At 48.4% G+C, this 22,047-nt stretch carries 11 protein-coding genes; 2 read left to right on the top strand and 9 right to left on the bottom strand.

Annotated features, from left to right (window positions below; translation table 11 throughout):
• Positions 1–6: 6 nt before the first annotated feature.
• From DXZ20_RS28275 to DXZ20_RS28265, 3 genes are all read right to left on the bottom strand, one after another.
• Positions 7–390, bottom strand: coding sequence for a response regulator transcription factor (locus DXZ20_RS28275; protein WP_163662974.1), 384 nt, complete (start codon positions 388–390; stop codon positions 7–9).
• A 53-nt stretch (positions 391–443) separates the two neighbouring features.
• A complete protein-coding gene (locus DXZ20_RS28270) occupies positions 444–3,482 on the bottom strand; it encodes a response regulator (protein ID WP_163702462.1) in 3,039 nt (1,012 codons plus the stop codon).
• A gap of 87 nt (positions 3,483–3,569) precedes the next feature.
• A complete protein-coding gene (locus tag DXZ20_RS28265) occupies positions 3,570–5,822 on the bottom strand; it encodes a GAF domain-containing sensor histidine kinase (RefSeq protein WP_163702461.1) in 2,253 nt (750 codons plus the stop codon).
• 453 nt (positions 5,823–6,275) lie between these two features.
• On the opposite strand from DXZ20_RS28265, the gene DXZ20_RS28260 reads away from it, so the two are divergent.
• Positions 6,276–7,679 (top strand): HTTM domain-containing protein, encoded by a 1,404-nt coding sequence (locus DXZ20_RS28260; protein WP_163662966.1) that lies wholly within the window; start codon positions 6,276–6,278, stop codon positions 7,677–7,679.
• A 4-nt stretch (positions 7,680–7,683) separates the two neighbouring features.
• Here DXZ20_RS28260 and DXZ20_RS28255 read toward each other — a convergent pair whose 3' ends face one another.
• The 3 genes from DXZ20_RS28255 to DXZ20_RS28245 all read right to left on the bottom strand — a co-directional run bounded on the left by DXZ20_RS28255 (position 7,684) and on the right by DXZ20_RS28245 (position 10,343).
• On the bottom strand, positions 7,684–8,862 hold the full coding sequence (locus DXZ20_RS28255; protein WP_163662963.1) for a TIR domain-containing protein: 1,179 nt from the start codon (positions 8,860–8,862) through the stop codon (positions 7,684–7,686).
• Positions 8,863–8,988: 126 nt separating this feature from the next.
• Positions 8,989–9,978, bottom strand: coding sequence for a ribose-phosphate diphosphokinase (locus DXZ20_RS28250; protein ID WP_163662960.1), 990 nt, complete (start codon positions 9,976–9,978; stop codon positions 8,989–8,991).
• 92 nt (positions 9,979–10,070) lie between these two features.
• The gene (locus DXZ20_RS28245; RefSeq protein ID WP_163702459.1) at positions 10,071–10,343 is read right to left on the bottom strand and encodes a hypothetical protein; all 273 of its coding nucleotides are present in this window, start codon (positions 10,341–10,343) and stop codon (positions 10,071–10,073) included.
• Positions 10,344–10,655: 312 nt separating this feature from the next.
• On the opposite strand from DXZ20_RS28245, the gene DXZ20_RS28240 reads away from it, so the two are divergent.
• Entirely contained in the window at positions 10,656–10,856 is a 201-nt protein-coding gene (locus DXZ20_RS28240; protein WP_163662953.1) for a hypothetical protein, read from the top strand.
• 52 nt (positions 10,857–10,908) lie between these two features.
• Here the strand turns inward: DXZ20_RS28240 and DXZ20_RS28235 are convergent, their stop codons facing one another.
• From DXZ20_RS28235 to DXZ20_RS28225, 3 genes are all read right to left on the bottom strand, one after another.
• Complete coding sequence (locus DXZ20_RS28235; RefSeq protein WP_250565951.1) at positions 10,909–12,543, bottom strand: ATP-binding protein; 1,635 nt, start codon at positions 12,541–12,543, stop codon at positions 10,909–10,911.
• Between the two features lie 95 nt (positions 12,544–12,638).
• The gene (locus tag DXZ20_RS28230; protein ID WP_163702454.1) at positions 12,639–13,571 is read right to left on the bottom strand and encodes a phosphate/phosphite/phosphonate ABC transporter substrate-binding protein; all 933 of its coding nucleotides are present in this window, start codon (positions 13,569–13,571) and stop codon (positions 12,639–12,641) included.
• A gap of 213 nt (positions 13,572–13,784) precedes the next feature.
• Positions 13,785–22,037: a LamG-like jellyroll fold domain-containing protein gene (locus DXZ20_RS28225; protein WP_163702452.1), complete on the bottom strand. Its 8,253-nt coding sequence runs from the start codon at positions 22,035–22,037 to the stop codon at positions 13,785–13,787.
• Positions 22,038–22,047: the final 10 nt, after the last annotated feature.

The raw sequence follows: 22,047 nt of genomic DNA, 5'->3' as shown, positions 1-22,047 counted from the left end.
GGCGTTCTATAGGGCAATAGCTAAGACTTCCGCAGCTTTTTCTAGGATTTCGTCAGGGTCAAACGGCTTGGTCATATACAAGTTAGCCCCCACTTCACGCCCCTGTTGCTGATCAAATTCCTGCCCTTTAGCCGTCAACATGATGATGTAGGTATCGCGCACCGCGGCATCTTCCTTCACCGCCTGACAAACCTCAAAACCATTCAGTTTCGGCATCATCACATCTAAAAAAACCAAATTGGGCTTTTTGGTACGAATTAGGGTTAAGGCGTCCATGCCGTTAGTTGCTGTCAACAGCTCCACGCCTTCGTCTTCAAGATCCTCCAGGGTTTGTTCCATCAGCACCCGGATATGCACTTCATCATCAACAATTAAAACAGCTTTATTCATGGAATTACTCCAATGGATTAGTGGGAAAAAGGTCGACCATCAAACAGCTGACATCATGCAGAATTAGCTGAATCCGGTGGTGATATAACTTGAGAATTTTCTACCATAATGAGAAAGATATTCTCTAAGCCATTGTCAAATTGTAAGGTGTTGACCACCTCATGTTCCATGGAAATGGCCGAATCGACAATGATCATCTCGGGCTTCAGGGAAAGGGCTTTTTCAATACCGTCCTTACCAGTGGTCGATTCAGTAACGGTATAGCCCTTCGACAGTAAAACATCCGTCAGGGTCTTGGCCATCGATGTATCTATATCCACCACGAGTACCTGACGATTGGATGTGCCCTGGTCCAATAAAGTTTTAATGTCCTTGAGCAGCACCTCTGTGTCGATGGGCTTACTGAGATAGCGATCTACACCCAGACGGTAGCCCCGTTCTTGATCTTGAACAATAGACACCACAATGATGGGAATACCCATGGTCGCTGGATTATGCTTGAGGATAGCCACCAGATCAAAGCCGTTAATGTTCGGCATCATCATGTCCAACACCATCAGATCTGGGGGGGATGCCTTAACCTGATTGAGGGCATCCATGCCATCTTTAGCCATCTGGACTTTATAGCCCACAGCTTCTAGTTCCTGGCGCAAAAGCTGCCGAATATGGGGTTCATCATCAACCACCAAAATTGTTTTCTGGGGAGTGTCTGTGACCGGTGCGGCGGCCACGGTCTGTCGTACATTTTCTTTTAGCTGCTGGACCAGGGTCTCCAGATTCATGTTTGTTGGCTTGGCTTCTAGATCTGCGGCCAAAGGCAGGGTAAAGGTAAAGGTACTCCCCTGGCCGAGGGCGCTTTCGGCCCAAATGCGACCGCCATGGTATTCAATAATTTGTCGACAGATCGGTAGCCCTAATCCTGTTCCTTTAGGTTTATCGGTCATGACTTTACCTACCTGGGTAAACTTCTCAAATACTTTCTCTAGGTCATCTGTGGACAGGCCAATGCCCGTATCAATGATACTGATCGATAATTCAATATCTTGATGACGCACAAAACAGGTGACAACTCCCTCATTGCTAAATTTGATGGCATTGGAGATCAGATTGATCAATACTTGGATGATGCGGTTGCGATCGCACACCACCTTTGGCAATTCGGGTTCAACATCAAGAACAATTTCTAAGCCATTGTTTTGGGCCAACACCGATGTCGCTGAAATGGCTCGCTCAATCAGATCCGAGATAGATGACGGCTGCATGTTCCACTCAATTTTGCCCGCCTCAATTTTGGAAATATCGAGCACATCGTTGATCAGGGAGGTCAGACGCTCCCCTTCAGAGATAATAATGCCCAGGTTGTCACGGACCTGTCGCACTGCCCGGTCCGTTTTTTTAGTCTCAATCTTTACAGCGGGCAATACAGTATCTTCCAGTTTCTTTTGGATCAGTTTGGCAAACCCTAAAATCGACGTCAGGGGTGTCCTTAGCTCATGGGAAACCGTCGAAATAAAGTCGGTTTTCATTTGATCCACTTCTTTCTCAGCCGTAATATCACGAATGAGAACAATGGAATCAAAATCTCCCCCCGGAACGACGTTACTATTATTGCTCACAACAGCAGTGACCAAGGCCTGACCAATGCCATTATTAGGCAGCTCGACATCGGTAATCAGCAACTGGGTCGGATCAGCCTGGTTTTTGGCAATGAGTTGAGACAAATCCGTCTGAAAAACTTCATGACAGGGCGATCCCGTAACGGTTTTGGCATATAGATTGAACATGTGAACCAGCACAGGATTGCAGCGAATAATAGTGCCAGTTGAATCAATCACCAACAGCCCATCACCAAGATTATCAATGATGGCATCAAGTTGTTCTGTACGTTCTTTGACCCGCTGTTCCAGGCCCTCCTGACTTCGCTCTAACTCTTCCGTATACTGCCCTATCCAGGTAATTAACTGATTGAGAGAGTTGGCTAATAATCCTATTTCATCTTGATTGTTAACCTTGGCCCTCAGTGCAAAGTTACCCCCATGGGTGACCTGCTGAGCCACCTGGGTCAGATGCTGAATCGGACGAATGACACGGTTAGCCACATAGGTCGTAATTGCCCCAACAAGAACAGCCGTCAGCCCCGTCCCTAGGGCAAAAATGCGCAGCAGCTGATATTGGGGGGCAAACGCAATTGCCGTATCAGCAGTAATCAGAGCACCAATAGACTCAGAGTTTACACTGTTGCTAAGATTTACGGGAGCATAGGCAACCAGTTGTTTTCTGTTATCTTCTTGACTATTGGCAAAGACTTTAGCCTGAGACCGTCTACTCTCAAAGATCTCCATTAAACTTGGATAGTAGCTCTCAACAGTCTGGGCCAGATAATTTTGTCGAGCACTGGCAAAAATCATGCCATCGGAATTAAAGAGATGCCATACTCGTTTATGCTCTTCAAAAATCTCGAAGAGTTCACTCATATAATGCCCTGGCACACGGGCTCTAATAATATAGATTGAGTTACCGGTTTCTAGATCGTTGACTGGAACAGCGTATTCCACCCGGAGGAGGCCTGAACTAGACGACAACCCAGGGCCATTCATCGTGGACTGCCCAGTTTTTACAGCCGCTTGAAAATACTCACGATCCCCATAGTTACCAACAAAAGGTTTGCCCGTAGTCGCCTGTGCTACTGGATTTCCATCCAGATCAAACAAAATAATGCTGTCAAAATAGTCAAGGCTATTGGCAAATTCAGTGAGTAGTAATTGTTGCTGATTGGGAGACGAGTCATTGCGCAGCGTTGCTTGGGTCAACACTGGGTTAACGGCTAAGGATTCCACCTCACGCAGCCGACTGACCAGAAACTGATCTAATTTATCGCCCATGACTTCCGTACGCTGGTGCTTTTCTTGAATAACTTGTTGAGTTATGGAGCGACTGGCAAACAGATAAGCGGCACTACCGATGAGCACAACAGGCAAGGTACTAAGGGCAATGGCGAATACCGTGACCTTATGCTGTAATTTGTGCCGTTTACCTGATGCTGCCGTTGGTTGTCCCAACCAGAGCTGTGATGACTGTGAGCCATTATCCATGACTATTACCCAAGGAATGGAGCATGCCTAAAATTGCGTTAGCGTCAGCCGGATGAACCTGAAACAAAAAAGGACTAAAAACCTTGTTTAATAAGGTCTTGATTGACGGCGCTTATCTATGTTGTCTCTAGCATTGTTCATTTCAAGATCATCCTGTTTAACTGGAATTTCAAGCAAAAACGTTGTCCCCCGACCTAACTCAGACTGACAAACTAAGCGACCTTTGTGGCGTTCAGTAATAATCTGATAGCTAATTGAAAGACCTAGCCCCGTACCTTTACCCACATCCTTGGTGGTGAAGAAGGGATCGAAGAGCTTATTTCGAATTTTGGCAACAATTCCCGGGCCATTATCATGAATCCGAACTTGAATCCGGTTGGGGTGAAGTTGCAGCGTCGTAATCGTAATTCTCGGTGTGTGGTAATACGGTGGGACTTCCAGGACATCAATGGCATTGGCCAAAAGATTCATGAAAACCTGATTGAGCTGGCTGGGGTAGCAGTGAACCAAGGGTAAATCGCTGTAGTGTTTAATTACTTCGATACCTGGAAAATCAGCCTGGGCTTTGAGGCGATGACGCAAAATCAGTAAGGTACTGTCAAGGCCCTCGTGGATATCAACGGATTTAAACTCAGATTGATCGGAACGGGCAAAGTTCTTGAGCGACAGTACAATATCGCGGATGCGTTCGGTACCGACGGCCATGCTATTAAGGGTTTCCGGCAGGTCTTTTAGCAAAAAGGGCAGCTCTACATTCTCAATGGCCTGCTGTAATCCCTCAGAGGGAGAATGATACTCTTGCTGGTAAAGTTTTACCAATTCCACCAAGTCTCGAGTATATTCCTGCACAAACTCCAGATTTCCATAGATAAATGTGACCGGATTATTAATTTCGTGGGCCACCCCTGCCATCATTTGACCAATACCCGACATTTTTTCACTCTGGATCAGCTGTAGCTGGGTTTGTTGTAGCGTTTTTAGTGTGGCAGCCAGTTGTTGAGCCTTTTCCTGGGCCAATTGGGCAGCACGACAGCTGTGCTCATAGAGTTCTGCTTGATCAAGGGCAATGGCCAATTGGTTGGTCACCGCCTGTAGTAGAGCCACCTCACTGTCGCTCCAGGTTCTAGCCTCCTGACTGGTGCCACAGCAAATTGCCCCAATGTCACCCGAACGAGTCTTGATAGGAACGGCCAATAACGACGCAAAGTCGTGAGCTTGCAAAAACGTTCGGGTGGGGACATCCTCTAGGGCACTGACATTATTGATCTTGACTAAGGACTGCTGACCCAACCATTGGGCTAGACTGCCCACTGCATCAGCGGCATATTCACCCACCAAGGGCAGCATTTGGCTGCGTCTAGATTCGGTGACCACTTCTAAGCCACCAATGCTGGGTGAAACCGGACAGGACCCATGGAGCGGGCCTGCCAATTTAGCTGGCGTTTGAACCCAAAGGAAGCAACAGCGATCTGCATTGAGGGTGCGGTAAATTTCGCTCACCGCTGTGGTCAAAATGATGTTGAGTTCCAGGGATTCTCGAATCTGACTGGAGAGGCGAAAGATTAAATCATTCTGACGGCTTTCTTTGAGCTGACGCTCATGTAACAGCGCGTTGATCACACCAGCTACTTGAAATGTCATGGTGGTCAATAGCTTTAGATCTTCGGCGCTGTAAGGATTGGTAACCGATCTGCTAAGTGCGATCGCGCCAATTACAGACTCCTTACTTTTTAGCGGCACACACATCAGCGCAATCGTTTGCTGCGATGGGCATCGCACGTCTGACGCCACATTATTAACAATCTCACCGCGCCCAACCTGGGCAATCGTGCCAATAATGCCACAGCCCACAGCGATGGTTTCTTGAAATAAGTTCCCCTTACCAAACCGAGCAATGCACTCCAGCGATTCCGCATCCTGCATTAGCATCAGGGTGCCCTGGTCCGATTTCAGCAGTTGGCATGCCTGCTCTAGTGCCAGAGAAGCCACCTCCTGAATATCTGAACTATCGATAATTTTTTCTGACAGATTGAAGAGCAGGGAGATTTCCTTATACTTCCCCAGCAACTCGTCAGCTAACGATCGTTTTTCTGATTCTCGATAGGCCAATTTAGAGATCAGGTGGGCAATGGCCTGGGCCTTTTCATCACCCTTGACCCACCCTAACGTGCATCCATCTAAATCAATGGGATAGCGCTTGTGCCCATTGGCACTATTGCCTAGTAGCTGCTGTCCATCAGCCGTTTCAATAATGACGCTAGAGGCCGTAGCCTGTAGCACATCCTGAATTAGGGAGTATTCCTTTTTAAGAACTATTTTCTTTAAATCAATACTCACCATCAAAGGGGACATCCCTGAAGTTATTAGCTTCTAGCCTTTAGCTACGGTTTTTTGAACCTGGTCTAGCAGCATATCCTACCAACCAGCATAAAACCTGCATACGTTCTGAGAATTCCCGTTATACAGGACATCAATAGCAAATTACTTAAACATATGCCGAGATTTTTAATTTTCTATACCAATTTATTTATGCCAGACAGCAAACATTGAGCACCAGGTTCACAAATCTTTCCGTATTAGTCATGTAATAATCCGGACCCAATCCAGAGATTTGTTAATCCACCCCAAAGTCGTCCTTGACAACGAATTTTTCTCGTATGATTCATCTCAGATTTAGTAGTCTTTGACTTATTTTCATATCAATCAAAGATGAAATGTGCATGGCAACCCACTTGGTTTAGGCCAAGGTGGATTGGGCTATAACGGTAACGAGCTCAATACATCCTGTAAGTTATGGGAAGCCCCCTCACTGTTGATAATCCTAAATCGCAACGTCTTTTAAGATATCTGCAAAAACCGCTTTGGCGTTCTCTATTTGCCCCAGTGGATATTGCCATACTGGTTTACTTTCGCATGGCCTTTGGCGGCATCATGCTCTGGGAAGTGTGGCGGTATTTTGACAAGGGTTGGATCGCCCGCTACTGGATCGATCCTATTCTCAATTTTCCTTACTTTGGCTTTGAGTGGTTCCACCCCTGGCCAGGTCAGGGCATGTATATCCACTTTGTAGGTCTCGGTATTCTGGCAGCCTTTATTGCCCTGGGCATCTGGTATCGCGTCAGTGCAGTGCTATTTTTTCTAGGGTTTACCTATATTTTTTTATTAGAGAAAGCGCGCTACCTCAACCATTTTTATTTAATCTGCTTAATCAGCTTCATCCTGATTTTTATCCCCGCCCACCGCGCCTTTTCCTTTGATGCCTGGCGACGACCCGGCATCCGTACTCAAACGGTTCCGGCTTGGACGCTGTGGCTCTTACGCATCCATGTGGGGATTCCTTATTTTTATGGAGGCTTGGCCAAGATTAACGGTGATTGGTTGCAAGGGGAGCCGATGCGTATGTGGATGGCGGCTCGCACAGATTTTCCGCTCATTGGCTCTTTTTTTACTCAGGAATGGATGGTCTACTTTCTGAGCTATGGGGGACTGTTGTTGGATTTGTTGGTGGTGCCCTTTTTAATATGGCGACGCACGCGGCTCTATGCGTTTGTCCTGGCATTAACCTTTCACTTGATGAATGTCCAACTGTTTGACATTGGCATTTTCCCCTGGTTCATGATTGCGGCAACGGCTATCTTTTTCTATCCTGACTGGCCCCGGCGTTTGGTAAGACAAAGATTTAGCGATCGCAACCAGTCTGCTCCAGCCCGCTTGACACCCAGGCACATAGCGATCCTGACTTTGTTGGGCATTTACCTGGCCCTACAGTTACTCTTGCCATTTCGCCATTATCTCTATCCAGGTGATGCGAACTGGACCGAAGAAGGTCATCGGTTTGCCTGGCATATGAAACTACGCTCAAAAGATGCCGATGTGAAATTTATTATTACCAACACGCGGGACAATTCGGTGAGCGCCTTAGACCCATACGATATTATGCCTCGCTGGCAAGTGCGTAAGATGGCGGCCCGACCGGATATGATTTTGCAGTTAAGCCATATGATTGCTGAGGATATTGGTGGGGACGATAAAGACTCAATTGAAGTGAGAGCTGAAGCCTTTGCTTCTCTTAATGGACGAGAAAAACAACAACTGATTGATCCAACCGTAGATTTGTCGAAAAAACGGCAATCGTTGATGCCAGCAGATTGGATCTTGCCGTTAGAAATACCATTATCTGAGCAGTTAACAGAATAAACCCCTACGAGGACCTCAACATCGTCTTGGAGAAAATAATCTCATTCACCATTTCCATTACATCTTCAATCACATCTTCTGCGGTTTCAGCATCATTAATGTACTGATTCAGCGACTTAAACTTTTCAGGCGCTATCCCCCCCATCAGCGCCCGATCCCAATTTCTCAGCATTTCATCAAATACCCGCTTAGCATCCCCATTGGTACACACAATGGGAAGTACCGGAATGCGTTCCTGTCTGGCATACTCATAGGTCTCATAGGTGCCACCAATACCCCCTAACAGAATGACCAAATCTGACCGTTGTAAACAATCCAGCCATTCATTCACACCAGATTCCGTATACTGCACTGCGCCCCCCTTAAACACAGGCTGCTTTCCTCGGGGAACAATTTGTGTGAGCTTGCCCGTTAAACGTACATTATCCTGAGATAGCTGTTGAGCAAATGCATCGGCAACAACATAGTCCACGCCTTCCCAACCGCCTGTAATTAAATGGTAGGTGTGTTCTGCGATTTTCTTACCTAGCTTTTGGGCACACCAGTTAATCTCAGCAGGAAGATGAAATTTACCTGTGCCTGCCACCAAGATAGATTTTGTGCTTCTCAGCTGTTGAGAATCTTCTTTAATATTGCCAATGAGGTGATCAATAAACTGATCAAAGTTCTTAGCAGGGTCGATGCTCAGTTTATCTCTAACAAACTGGATAAAGTCATCTACATGAGTGGCAATCTCGGCAATTTTATTCGCCACATCAACCATGGCAGAATATTCATCGGACGGATTAGGACCCATCAGGGCCGATAGCTGCTCTTTTTTCGTTTGCCAATGTTGAATATAGTCCACCTGTCCTTCACGGCTATAGATATTAGCATCCGATAAAACAACGGGGAAAACCCTCTGCTGGTCGTTCTTACGTTTCATTATCTCCAGCGCTTCAAACATACAATACTCAGAGCGCAGGTATTTATCGCTAATGACCAGGATCACATAGTTACCACGACCAATTTCCCGCATAAACTTTTCAATGCTTTGGCCCAGGGTGAGGTGGTTGCGATCTCGAATCAAGTTATACCGTCTGGCCAGTAGTACGGCGCAAATCCGATCGACTAACGCCTCTCGCTGACGTCCCTGCTCGGTTTTATTATCTTTCCACGCATAGGAAATATATATCTGGTTCATTTTTCCTAGGTATCATCGCCTAGTAAGCCATTCAAACATTTATGCCCAAAATCCGGCTCAGTTTAATGACGCATCTAGGGTGATTTTTCATACTAAAGTATTGAGTTATCCCATTGATTTAGCCCTTTATGGGGAGTCTAAAAGGGCCACCAATGAGCCACCGCTATGGAGTCGACGAATGGTTTCAGCAAACAGCGGTGTTGTATCTAAAACCGTAAGCTTGGCCGTCACCTCACTGGCCGTCAACCGGAACGATGGAACAGTATCGGTGATAATGATGTTCTCAAGGTCGGGAATCGCCAAAATATGGTTGGATTCCTTGGCAAAGACACCATGGGTAGCAGCGGCATAAACGGCTACAGCACCTTGACTATGACAAGCTTTTGCCGTGCGAGCCAGGGTGGTACCGCTGCTGATGAGGTCGTCAATGATGATGGCCGTACGGCCTTGAATCTCGCCAACCAACATACTGCCAGACACAACACCCGAGCTGCGATGTTTTTCGGCAAAGGCAATGGAGATATCACGCTGAAGCTTCTGGCTAAGTTGTTTACGAAATGCTTCGGCCCGTTTAGCGCCACCAAAATCTGGAGACACAACCACTATGTCACGCTCGTCAAGTAGGGACGCAAAGTGATGTACAAATGTGTTTTTTGCCTCTAAATGCTCGGCAGGACAGCGAAAAGCATTTTGAAAGGCTGCCAGGTTATGGACATCAAGGGTAACGATGCGATCGCAACCAATTGACTCTAACAATTGAGCAATATATCGGGTCGTTACCGGGTCCCGAGACTTTGTCCGGCGGTCTTTACGGGCATAGCAAAGATAAGGAACAATTGCAGTCACACGTTCAGCTGAGGCATCCCTCAAGGCACCCATAAAAAACAGCAGTCGACAGAGTTTATCATTGACGCTGATTCCAGGTTCACCATAGAGAGACTGGATCACATACACATCCTGACCTCGCACATTAACTAATGAACGCGTCTTATGTTCACCGTCTTCAAAGTCTCTCTCTTCATGATGACTCAGGACAAGGCCCAGATGAGCTGCAACCCTCTTCCCAAATTCCCGACTGGTATTTAGGCTGAAAATTTTGATAGCCCGATCATCCATAGCAGCACCTCTTAACCACCCCTAGCATAGGCTAAAAAAACGTATCCTCCCATAAAACCCTGGTGCAGCATTCCCTACAAAAGATCAATAGTTTAATTTTGGTGGGTAGAAGACAGGTTGCTTTCATCAGACTGATTGTGCCGATTGAGTTCATCAATCAGGGCATCAGCCAGGTGCACAGACCATCGAGCAATCTCCTGCCCTCTGGCAAAATGACTTTCTCCATAGCCATGGTGGGCAATTAATCCCTGCATAATCATAATGGCGAAATGCTCGCGCTTGGTCATGCCGTTAGTCACCTGCCATTCTTCAGGCGCTTCACGCTTGTAGAGTGGATAAATATTATCGTTGGCCTTTACAGTCATCGTTCATCCACCTTCACCCGAACAGCTTTTTCTATAGCCCCTGAGACCTTCCAATCTTCAAGGTACACAGACAAGTTGAGGATCCTGTGAGGCTAGACTAGTACTCTGTGGTGTAAGTTGCCACGATCAAATGTGGATGGGTGGATGGGGGGATGCAATTACTGTCAAATTTCTGCCATCGGGTACTAGTGCTGCATTCCCCCATAAAATCTTCACATCATTTACATACAATCGGTTGTAATACATACAATCAGTTGTAACCACAGAAGGAAACGACAGTTAAAGTAGACCACGTTTAGGGAAGGAGTGACCATGACGACCCAGGAAAAAGAGCTCAAAACCATTGCTAGCCATCTATTGGCAGGTATGCTGGCTAATCCTCACATTTACACCATGGTTAGTGAGGAAGAAGCCAGGGGACAGCAAGAGCAAATTCTTCTCTCGAATGCCATCATGATGGCTGAAAAATTAATTAGCAGAGTTGAACACTCCTATAAAAATCAACCAAAATGAAGCTACCCCGTTAAGATAGCCTTTTGACACCTCAGTGTGAAACGGATGACACTTAGGTTGCCAATGGTTGACTACTGGGAATTTCGATTAAGAACTCTGTGCCCTGCCCAGGGATAGACTCGCATGTGAGCTGCCCTCCATGTAACTCTGTGATGATTTGATAGCTAATGGCTAACCCTAAGCCGGTGCCTTTGCCAACGGGTTTAGTCGTGTAAAACGGATCAAAAATGCGTGACTGTACCTCTACAGACATGCCCCCAGCATTATCTCGAATTTGAATTAGAACATGATCGTTATCGGTCATCGAAGTGCAGATATAAATCTGTCGCTGACTTGTTTTCTCAGAGTTCAATTCTAACGCTGGGTCAGGTTCTTCAAACGCATCAATGGCATTGGCAATGAGATTCATAAATACCTGGTTGAGCTGTCCTGCAAAGCATTCAATTGCAGACAACGTGCCATAGTCCTTTATGACCTCAACTGTAGGGCGGTGACCTTGACCCTTAAGGCGATGATCTAAGATAACTAATGTGCTATCAAGGCACACATGTAAATCAACCGCTTTACAAAGAGCTTCATCCAACCGTGAGAACGTTTTGAGAGAATTAACAATTGCAGTAATGCGCTCAGACCCCATGCTCATCGAGAAGAGTAATTTTGAGATATCTTCTTTTAGGAAAGGTAGATCAATGGCGTCTTCTTCAGCTAAGATCTCTGCATGGGGATTGGGATAATGTTTCTGATAAAGCTCAATTAAGTTTAACAGATCTGCTACATACTCTTGCGCAGGCTCTACATTACCCTGAATAAAGGTGACTGGATTATTGATTTCATGAGCCACACCCGCCACCATCTGACCCAAACTAGACATTTTCTCCTGTTGAATAAGTTTCTCTTGAGTCTTACGAAGTTCTCCTAGGGTTTGCTCTAATTCATTAGCTCTGGTTTGAGCCATCTGTCTACTGTTTTCTAATTCATTGGTTTGCAATTTCAGTGATTCAACCACATTATGGAGTTGGCCACTCATGTGATTAAACGCATTCGACAGTGTCGTTAGCTCATCATTGGTTTGGAGGTTAATGGTTTGTCCCCATTCCCCTGTAGATATCTGTTTCGTAGCTGTAGTCAGCTGTTGGATAGGCTTGGTAATCGAACGGCTCAGCAAACGGGCTAATAGGATGCTGATAATAGCAATGATGACAGCTGCCATCAGTCCTTCTAATAAAGTCTGACGCAGTTCTGTTTGTAGTGGTTTAGTCGAAAAACCAATGCTGACTGCACCAACAACGTCTTCCCCAACCAAAATGGGTTTACCAGCAATTAATTTCTCATCCTGCCAATCTAAAACCAGTTGTTGACTAGCAAGAATCTTCTGTCCTAAGGGATCTGGCTGGAGACTCAGGACTTTATAGTCTTCGGTAAAGGTATCTGAGATGACACGTCCATCCTTTTGGTAGAGTCGAGCAGAAATTATTAATCGCTTACTTTGAGAGTTCTTGTCAAGGTTATTGATGATCTCTCCAGCTTCATCAAATTTATTAAAATAAAGAGCATCACTGTTAGCTGCTGATAATGTATCCAGAAGCAGTTCAGCCTGTTGTTCTAGATCTTTGCGAAAGCTGATACGTTCACGTAACAATGCAGAGCTCCCCACAGTCAGCACTCCCCCCACAGCCAAACAACTCATAGTGAGTGTAAGTTTGTTGGTAAGCGAACCATTTTGGTTGTGCAACCCGATGAATCTCCACATGTATTGAAACGCTTGTACTGAAGCAGTCTTTGTTAGAATGTTAGATCATAGAGCTCCTTTAAGCGTTCTATGGATTGTTCCACGGGAAAATCATCAAATTTGACAGTATCTTCAAAGCTTTCTAATGTTGTTTCACCTTCTGGCGATTTATCCATATCCAGTAAAAGAGCCTCTATGGCATTTATTTGCTCAGTTGGTAGTCTGGGGCTTGCTAGTACAATATGTCGAGCAACAAACTCAGTCTCTAAAATGACTTTCATAGAGGACTTGACATCGTCTGGCAGTTCAGCAAACGTACCACTATCAACTGCACCAGCATCGACTTTATCCGTGAGGATCAGTTCAACGGTATTGTCCTCATCTCCACTAAAAATGAATCCAACTTCATTAACTTGAAGGCTTTTATTGTCTAGCGATTCTTCAATATCTAGCGACTGCTCAACTAGGATCAGACCTGCTTCTTTGAGATATGCCAGCGGCAACATATAACCTGATGTGGAGATATTGCTTTCTAATGCGATTTGCTTCCCTTGCAAATCTGCTATGGTTTCGATATCGCTGTCATTACGGGTGAAAATAATGCTGTTATATTCAGCAACACCCTTTTTCCAACGCCGCAGGATGGGAGTAGCGCCTGTCTTGGTGCTAACGACTATGACGGGGTAAGGACTATCGAAGTAAAGGTCCACCTCACCAGATTCTATCCAGGTTTCCATCGTTTCCAGGTCAGGGGCAATTTTGACAGTTGCTTTTTTAATACCGACGTCTTCTAAACGATTTGCTAAATAATTAGCCAGGGGCTGGTATCGTTCTATTTTTTGAGTGGGTTTTTTAGAGATATCACCCAGAATAAGGACTTCATTAGCCGTTAACTCAGAAGCACTTGAAGTACTTACTGATGCACTTTCGGTTGAATCAGTCGTTGATTTGACCGAACCACAGCCCACCAATAATAGTCCTAACATTACGCTAAGTAAAGAGAAGGATCTTATACGTACAGGCAGCATACTTAACAAGTTAACTCTATGGTTCTGAATATTCTTTATCACTTCCCCCTTGGACAAATTCTAACAGGAAGAATTTTCTAAATTCATAGAAAAAAGTTACATTGCAAGATAAAGCGCGTACTGTTCTGATGTCAGAACAGTACGCTACGGCCCTCCTAAGGCGGAGATTTCCTAGAATCTAATGGCAAAGTTTTGTCGCACTTCAGTCTGGCTTAGGGCTCGGTTATAGATGGCTACCAGATGAATTTTGCCTAACCAGGCGCGTGCTCCTGAGAGTTCATCACCTAGGGCAAAGCGGAAGCTATTATCCCAGCTGGCAGCAAAGTTTTCGGGAATCTGTTGGCGACTGACTTCACTGCCATTGAGATAGAGAATGGCCTCCCCTGTGGTACTCGTGGTATAAACCACATGGATGGTTTGGCCTGGGGTGATGGTGCCCCCTGCCAGAGGTTGATCTGTACCGTTCTCGTCAGAGGTGTTTGTCCGCAGCCTGACTACATACCCATTATCATTTTGTCCTAGGGTGAAATTACGGTTGGATGCATCTTCTGAGACAGTGACAATACGAGCCGGTATTCCCTCACCAGGCGTCACTTGGGTAGGTTCGAGCCAGGCTTCAATGGTGAGTTCGTTGGTGGACCTAGTGGCGGTCACCAACTTTGTTGCCGGAGTTTCTGTGGTGAGAAGAGTGGGCTGTGCGATCGCAATTCCTGGCCCATTCTCCAACCACTGAATTGGCTGGTCCGCTGCAACAAGATTCAACGGCTCTCCCACCGTGGAGATATCTTGAACAACATTGCCCGTACCCTCCTCAAAGGTATACAAAGACTGCAAGCCTGCGGTGATCCTTGGCGTCACCAAAAGATTGATTTCATCGCTAACAGCAACAGCCCCGTCATTGGCTGTTAATTGCAACACATAGCGGCCTGAGGCTGGTACGGTTGCCGTGGTACGGCTAACATTCTCATCGGCAAATGTCACAGGCTGGGGGCCACTCAGCTGACGCCACACTGTAGTTGGTGTCAATAGTGGCTGACCATCATCGGCAACAACACCATTCAGTTCGACCGTGGCCGGAATACCATTTTGTACCGTGCCATCGGGCTGAACCGTAATGGGCAGCGTAATCAGCTGGTCTGGGCCTGCATCCACCAAAGGTGCCTGGTTAACAATGATGGTCACGTCATCACTCACCGCAACAGCGCCGTCATCTGCGGTGAGCCGGAGCACATAGGTGCCAGTCTTAGAGAATCGAGCCGTGGTAAAGTCAGCCGCAGCATCGGCAAATGTGACCTCTCCTGGACCGCTCACTGTGGTCCATTGAAGAGCAACACGGCCAGGAATAACAGGAAGACCATCGTCGCTAATGGTGCCATCTAATTCCACAGTGGCGGACCCCGTAACTGTTTGATCGGGGCCTGCATCCACTAAAGGTGCTTCGTTGGCCACAATTATGACATCAACATTACGAGAGAAATGGCCGTTATCCACCGTGAGCCGTGCCCCATAGTTGCCGCCAACGGAGAATGTGGCAGTGGTTTCCAGGGCATTGACATTGGCAAAGGTCATGGTGCCAGGGCCACTCAGCTGACTCCAGGTCGCGATAACAGTTTCTTCAGGGTTACCCAGTCCGGTGGAGAGAACTGTGCCCGTCAGGATAGCTGCTGCTGGCAGAGTCACCAGCGGTTCTGTGGTAACCGTCATGTTGGGCGCTTGGTTTGCATAAAACGTGGTCTCTGCCTGGGTGGTGAAATGACCGTTATTAACCGATAGCCGCAGCACATACTCTCCCAGCTGAGTCACGGTAATTGTGGGTGTCAGGCTCGTAGAACTGCTAAAGCTCACGGGAGCTGGCCCACTCACCTGCTCCCAATCAATGGAGACTTGCCCTTGTTGGGGCGCACCGAGACCGTCATTGAGGATTTGTCCAGTCAATTCAACGGTGGCAGACCCCTGATCAGAGAGATTAACCGGTGGCAGACTACCGGCATTAATCTCGGGGGCCTGGTTCACAATAACGGTAATTTCATCACTGGCGGCCAGAACAAATTCATTGGAGATAGTGTCTCCATCGGTGACCGGTTCCGTTGCTGTTATTTGCAACTCATAGCGGCCATTGCGTTCAAAGGTAACCGCAGTGTTGAGGACGTTGGGGTTGGCAAAAATCACCCCCGTTGGCCCTGATAGCTGCGACCATTGCACCGTCAGTTCTTCCGGTAGCAGTCGCTCATCAAATACGGTCCCCTGAAGCTGCGCATCCTCTGGGATATTGATCACCTGGTCTCGCCCTGCAAACACAATCGGTGTGAGATTGGTATCTGCACCAAATTGGTAGTTTTGTTGTACGTCTATCGCACTGAGGGCACGGCTGTAGAGTGCTACTAAGTGGAAGCGACCCAGCCAGCTGCGATTATCCTGCAGTTCTCCCTGTTCACTTCCCAAGCTCAGGGCAAAGTCGGAGGCCCAGGTGGAAAAGTCTCCATCAATTTGTCGGCTGGCAACTTGTTCACCATTGATATACAGCTGGGTGAGACCCGATAGCTCACGGGTGCAGACCACATGCATGGGAGCATCCGTAGTGACCACACCGCCTGCCAGGGCCTTATCGCTAGCGTTGGCATTGGTGGTGCTGGTGCGTATGCCAACATGGATGCGATTGCCGGTTTGTCCCAGGATAACGTTGCGTTCAGTGGCTCCGTTGGACAGGGTGAATATGCGAGCGAGACCGGTATGGTTTTCCACAGCAGGGGTAATCCAGGCTTCTAGGGTGAGGGCCTGACTGGCTTGCATAGCGGCTACTAAACGACGGGTATCAGTTGCCTGAAGCTGGCTGGGGGCCTGTAGCTGCAGTGAACCGGTACCCCAAGTGACCGCGGTGGGGGTGGCAATGGTGAGATTGAGGGGGTCAGCCTCGATTTGAACATCTCTTACCTGGGTACCTACACCTTCATCAAAGGTGTAAAGCACCTGCAGCTGTTGCGACACTCTCTCCGCCACTGAAACTGTAATGTCAGCACTGGAGGAAAGGGAACTGTTATCAGCGGTCAGCCGGAGCATGTAGCTGCCGCTGCGCTCAAAGCTGGCGGTGGTGCGTAGTGCTTGGGGGTTGCTAAAGGTGACTGGCCCCGGTCCGTTTTCCAGGGTCCACTGGACGCGTACTTCTCCTTGTGCTGGATCGCCCAGACCATCGCTGAGGAGTTCGCCCAGCAGCTCCACCGAACCGCCGGGGCCAACCTCCAGATCATCGCCGACGTTTAGCACGGGCGCTTCATTTACCAAAACGGTGAGATCGTCACTGGAGGTCAGTAGACCGTCGCTGGCGGTTAAGCGCAGTCGATAGAAGCCACGCTGGCTAAATTGGGCAGTGGTATTAATGGCGTGGATATCGTCAAATTGAACGTTGCCAGGGCCATCAATCTGGGTCCAGGTGACAAAAAGGGCACTGTTGTCTAAACGATCATCTGCGATCGCACCCTGCAGTTCCACCGTCTCACTTAGGGCAATCACCTGATTTACCCCGGCATCCACCACCGGAGCCCGGTTGGGAGCCCGCCCATCCGGCAGTTCCGGCAGCTCACCGCTGGGGATAATGCTGTCTTCTTCAGTAATGCCATAGTAAAGCTGCATAAACTGCACAATGGCATCGGTGTGTGGCTGCAGGTCTGGGAAGTAGGTGGCCACCGCCGTGCGCACCGCCCGCACAAAAGCGGGGAAGTTATTGATCTGGTCAATCACATAGGGTTCTAACCGACGAATTAGCTCATAGTTACTGTCAATGTTGAGGGTGGGCAGCGCCTGCTCTAGGGGTGGCATATTGGGGTCACTAAAGCGGGGCAAAATGCGACTGATATAGATAATGCGGTGCATCATTCGCCAGCAGGGGGGCTGTTCGGTCTGTTGGCTGGCCTGCCGCAGGGCTGCCGCATTGGCATCGTTGCTTTGCTCTAGCCAGATGGGGTCTACCACCTGGTTAAAGAAGGTGTCAAAGTTGTTGCTGCTGGGTTCCAGGTAAAACGACAAGAAGCGATAGGCATCCACTTTACCAGCCTGCCGCACCGGGCGATTGGGATTAAAGGGGTCATCATTTTCGGTAATAATTCGGCCCGTTTCATCCCGCAAGAACAGATCGCCCTCCACACCGTCTAAGTTGACATCCAGGGCAAAGGTGGATTCCGTTTCTTGGGATTTGGTAACCGTGAGATTTAGATGTCCACCAAATAGAGCCTGGAGGGTAAATCGAGTGGCTACTTTACTGATGGCAAACGCTGCTGAAACATCGACACCGGCCAGACCCCGGAAAGAATAGTCTCCTCCTGTGGTTTCTTGAACAATGTCTAAAGTCTCCTGGGATTCAACAAAGGTGCCACCATCAGCGGTCCAGACATAGTTATTGACGATATTACGTTTTTGCACACGCGGCAGTTGCTCTACTGTGCGTCCGGTGGCCAGGTCACCACTGGTAAAGTTGAGGGCATTTTGACGACGACCAATAGCTCCGGCATCATACTGCTGATAAAATGCGGCAATTTGTTCTTCTTCGCGCTGGATGCGATCGCGCAGATTATAGGCCTCAATTGGTTTGAAATAGCTGCTGTCTGAGCTATAGGTGAGGGCATTAGGATAGTGGGTGTCGGCCTCTAACCCGACTTTTCCATCCAAGGTTCCCTGCTTAGTGTAAGTGGGGTTAATCGGGAAGGTAATAATGTTGCGATCCGGTGGAATATCGGGATTGGGACGCATCTGGAGAGAGACCAGGGCGTTGTTATGCTGCAGCCGCAGGGCAAACACATCCGCAGTTTCTGACTGCACCAGGGCAAACCCTACATTCTCTGGCACAAACCGACGACCGATACTGTGGGCCACCTCATCCACATTTTCCACCCGGCCCCGCAGCTCTAAACGACTGATGCGACCGGTGGTACGACCACTGCCCGTGGTTGCACTTTCCAGCCAGCTTAGGGAGTTTTCAAACTTGGCCCGCACCCCCACTAAAACCCGTGTATTCTCAACACTAGAGAGGAAAAAGGGTGTACCCGCCTGCGACTGAGAGATAGAACCAAAGGATGCGGAGGTTTCAATTTCTGTATCAAAGCCCCGATCCTTAGAGGCTGCATAGGTGAAGATTGTGCTATCCACATCCGTAATCTCGACGGCGGTGGCGCTGTTATAGTCAGCAAACTCTCCCAAGACAGTGCCAGTGCTGGTCAGGTTTTCACTGGGGACAGGGGGCGCTCCCTCAATGTAGCCAATCAGCTGGGGATCAAACTGCACCTGGCCAATCCATTCCGTAATCAGATCGCCCACCGCAAAGCCAGTAATCAGCTGCCATTCATGATTGCGAATGGTGGTGTAAGTCCGCTTAAAGACACCAATTTGATTGTTGTCGGCGTCGAACTGTAGATCGCCATATTCAGCAATGCCCGGCTGACTTTGAATGGTGCCATGGAAGGTGGTGCGAATACCTGCTAAGGCGCTACGTACCTGGGGTGTCTCATCACTGATGGGGGCGGTTGACAGCACATAGGTGCTGTTGCTAACCGCTAAGGTATTGGCCTGTAGTGAGCGATCCGACAGCTGTAGCGATTGGGCCGTTTCACCCCGCTCAGGGTCAAATGTGTAGTAGGCCACCAACCGTTCGCGATCGCCCTGTAGCCGACGGAACAGATTATCCTGAATCTGTTCAACCGTTCTCACCTGTCGCCAGATTCGCACCTCTTCCATCTCTCCTTGGAAGAAGTCCCTTAGGCCACTGCGACGACTTGCCCCCAGGGTAAATTGAGTTTCTAAGCTCACCCAGTTAGATTGGTCAACAGGGGTTGTCTCTACACTCACGCCATCACGGTAGACAATTAGGGTGGAGCCCAAGGGGTCTGGGTTAGCCACCCAGTCAAGCTGTCCCCGCAGTTGGGCATGGTTGTTGCTTCTAGCGTCAAACGCTACGTTGCCATCGTTTTCTTCTAAACGCCACCAGGAAACCAAACCGGATTCATTACCCTGAATCGTGACCCCCACGTTATCCCCAGCGCGGGCGACATTCCAAATTCGTATCTCACTGATGCGACCGGCCATGGGAAATACAGAAAACCCGGTCGCAGCTAGCTGTCGTATCCGCTGAATACTACCAGCATTGGGATTAGTAGGAATGTTATCGGGAAGACCGAGCAACCGTGCTGCACGCCTTAATTTATCACGCTCTTCCAACAGCAAGGTATCGTTATCATCGTCCGGCAGCCCTGGCTCATTGTCGGAGTTGACGGTCAGCTGGCGAAATCGATTGGTATCAAAGAAATATCCGGAGCCAATTTCTGTTGACTGGCTGTTGGAACCAATGTCACGGGGCTGACTGCTGCCACTGCGATAGCTGTGACTGCCCACAACTCGACCATCAATGTAAAAGGTGACATCGTATTGAGTATTAACATCCACAGTCGGCAAGCCAGCGTCATCTTCTCCTTCCTCTGTTGTCGTCTGTCGTTGGCGAGTGACCGCTAACCGATAAAACTGGTTTGCCCTAACAGTTTCGTTTGAGAAAAACGCATGTTTGATTTGCCCAGAATCCTCAAATACAAAGATCAGTCGGCCCTGAGTATTCACATAAAACGTATAGGGAACCGCCTCATCTTCAGTTACACCATCGAGCCTGCCCTTAGTGATCAGGCTGTAGGGCTGGTTCAGGTTATCTAGCTGTACAAATGTCTCTAACGTTAAATCTTGGGTCAGGTCTAACGTGGAATTGTTACTACAGTCTAGAAAAGAGTCGGAATTACCGCTAAATTCCAGACCGTAGGACTGATTGTAGACTGTGGCCCAATGGGTCCAGTTACCGCCAGGGACGACCTGATTAACCTGGACCACCTGATTCCCAGTGCCGGTAACCAGGCGATACCCTGGAATTGGTGACGATGTTTGAGCAGGCTCACCCAGAATAGTGCCGTGATTTTCATGGCGAGAGAAGTCAATGGCAGCAGCGCCATCAAAGTGCCAGTAGCCAGCTAACCCGCGCTCTTGGCCCCCCAGCCGACGGTTCATATCCTGCCGAATATCGGCTGCGGTTCTCACTCGCTGCCAGATGCGTACTTCATCAATATCGCCGTCAAACTGTCGTTGATTGTTAGTAGGATGTCCACCAATGGCCCAGTCGGCATTGACTGGAATCGCACCGACCTCATCGTCTGTATTGGCGATTTCTTCCCCGTTGCGATAGAGACGCCAGGTGGTGCCATCATACACTCCCGCTAAATGCACCCAGGTGAGGCCATTGGCATCTCCCTCAGGAATATCAGCCGCCGTAAAGTGATCAGTACCATCAAATGAACCCACCTGATATTGGCCCTGGTTAATCCGTAGATAGACCTCAGCATTGGCGCTAATGCCATGGACCACTAGATTACGAATGCCGTTGGTGGCGTTGGCACTGGTCCTTACCCAGGCTTCCAACGTAATCTCTCCAACAAAATTTAGATGATCTTGGTTGGGAATTCTAACTTTGTCGTTGGTGCCATCAAGATTTAACGCAGATTGCAATTCAGCCGATTCTAGGCCCATCAGATAGCGGCTGTTGGTCGACCGGTGATGGATCACGTGGGCCCGCTCATCCACCTGATTGGGCTGAATCCAGGCTTCCAGGGTTAAATCTCCTTCTACGGCAAACTGTTCGGGTTGGGCCGAAGTAGCCACGCTGGTGCTGCCGTTAAAGGCCAGGGTACGTCCCGGTGCTGCGGCAACCCAGCGAGACGAGAGGGTGGGAGCGGGTTGCACTGACTGACTAACCCGCAGCGTATCTCCATCGTCGGTATTGACAGCGGCCAATAGCAGTGATCCGTCTAGCAAACTGGCACTTTCCTGGGTGGTGGTGGCATTAACTTCGTAATCGTAGGGCAGATAGAAAACAGGACGATTCTCCTGGGGGGGATTGATTACATTGCTGTCGATCAGCAGCTCAATTGTTTTGGAAGGGACGGCTGCTCTCAGGGTGACTCGAATGTCCCCCACAATCAGGGTGGCACCCTCCGGCAAAGACTGTTGAATACCGCCCTCCACAATCAAACTGTCGGCACGTCCGGCTGTTACCTGAAGCGAACCTGAACCCACGAAGATTCTGTCACCGGCAAACCCATTCAGCACATCGGCAAACTGTTGTGGCTGACGGGGGACGGATCGCCAGGTTTCCACCGGCTGTAGTTCTTCCACACCTGTATTCTCATTAAGCACCATAAAGCCAATTTCAACGGTGCAGGTGTCAGGGGTAGATTCTTCGCTGAGATGAATAGCGAGGCGGTCAAATTCTGCTTCTACCGACCGACTGGCACAGATAACCGTAGTGATGGCTTGATCGTCGCTGAGCTCAAACCGGGGGCGCTGGGTCAGGGTGTCGTAGTAGGTAACAAAAAACTGATCATCTGCACCGCGAAAATAGAGGGCCAACCGACCTACG

This window comes from Adonisia turfae CCMR0081, assembly GCF_011009555.1.
GTDB lineage: Bacteria > Cyanobacteriota > Cyanobacteriia > Phormidesmidales > Phormidesmidaceae > Leptothoe > Leptothoe turfae.
Note: the sequence above shows the minus strand (reverse complement) of the source record. Positions and strands in the feature narration are given on the sequence as shown.

What these genes read in the sequence shown, in the direction of transcription:
- DXZ20_RS28240 (WP_163662953.1), top strand. Translation starts at nt 10,656, where the DNA reads ATGACGACCCAGGAAAAAGAGCTCAAAACCATTGCTAGCCATCTATTG.
- DXZ20_RS28265 (WP_163702461.1), bottom strand. Translation starts at nt 5,822, where the DNA reads ATGGTGAGTATTGATTTAAAGAAAATAGTTCTTAAAAAGGAATACTCC.
- DXZ20_RS28245 (WP_163702459.1), bottom strand. Translation starts at nt 10,343, where the DNA reads ATGACTGTAAAGGCCAACGATAATATTTATCCACTCTACAAGCGTGAA.
- DXZ20_RS28260 (WP_163662966.1), top strand. Translation starts at nt 6,276, where the DNA reads ATGGGAAGCCCCCTCACTGTTGATAATCCTAAATCGCAACGTCTTTTA.
- DXZ20_RS28250 (WP_163662960.1), bottom strand. Translation starts at nt 9,978, where the DNA reads ATGGATGATCGGGCTATCAAAATTTTCAGCCTAAATACCAGTCGGGAA.
- DXZ20_RS28235 (WP_250565951.1), bottom strand. Translation starts at nt 12,543, where the DNA reads ATGAGTTGTTTGGCTGTGGGGGGAGTGCTGACTGTGGGGAGCTCTGCA.
- DXZ20_RS28230 (WP_163702454.1), bottom strand. Translation starts at nt 13,571, where the DNA reads ATGTTAGGACTATTATTGGTGGGCTGTGGTTCGGTCAAATCAACGACT.
- DXZ20_RS28275 (WP_163662974.1), bottom strand. Translation starts at nt 390, where the DNA reads ATGAATAAAGCTGTTTTAATTGTTGATGATGAAGTGCATATCCGGGTG.
- DXZ20_RS28255 (WP_163662963.1), bottom strand. Translation starts at nt 8,862, where the DNA reads ATGAACCAGATATATATTTCCTATGCGTGGAAAGATAATAAAACCGAG.
- DXZ20_RS28270 (WP_163702462.1), bottom strand. Translation starts at nt 3,482, where the DNA reads ATGGATAATGGCTCACAGTCATCACAGCTCTGGTTGGGACAACCAACG.